Raw genomic sequence first — 233 nt, 5'->3', positions numbered from 1 at the left:
CCATCCGGTCCGCGACAACCAGAGCACCCGCACGGTCGGTGAGCGCGGGCCCGCGACGCTCGAGAACTACCAGTTCATCGAGAAGATCACGCACTTCGATCGCGAGCGCATTCCGGAGCGCGTCGTGCACGCCCGCGGCGCCGGCGCCCACGGCTGGTTCGAGGCCTACGGCAAGATCGGCGACGAGCCGGCCTCCAAGTACACCCGCGCCCGCGTGCTGAACGAGACCGGCG

Annotated in this window: 1 protein-coding gene; it reads left to right on the top strand. The window is 70.4% G+C overall.

Annotated features, from left to right (window positions below; all coding sequences use genetic code 11):
* Positions 1-233: catalase (locus KZZ07_RS27480; protein WP_219520224.1), on the top strand; the 233-nt coding region annotated here is incomplete at both ends.

The sequence above is a fragment of the Mameliella sp. CS4 genome, assembly GCF_019392335.1.
Taxonomy (GTDB): domain Bacteria; phylum Pseudomonadota; class Alphaproteobacteria; order Rhodobacterales; family Rhodobacteraceae; genus Antarctobacter.
This window is presented reverse-complemented; position numbering and strand designations above follow the sequence as displayed.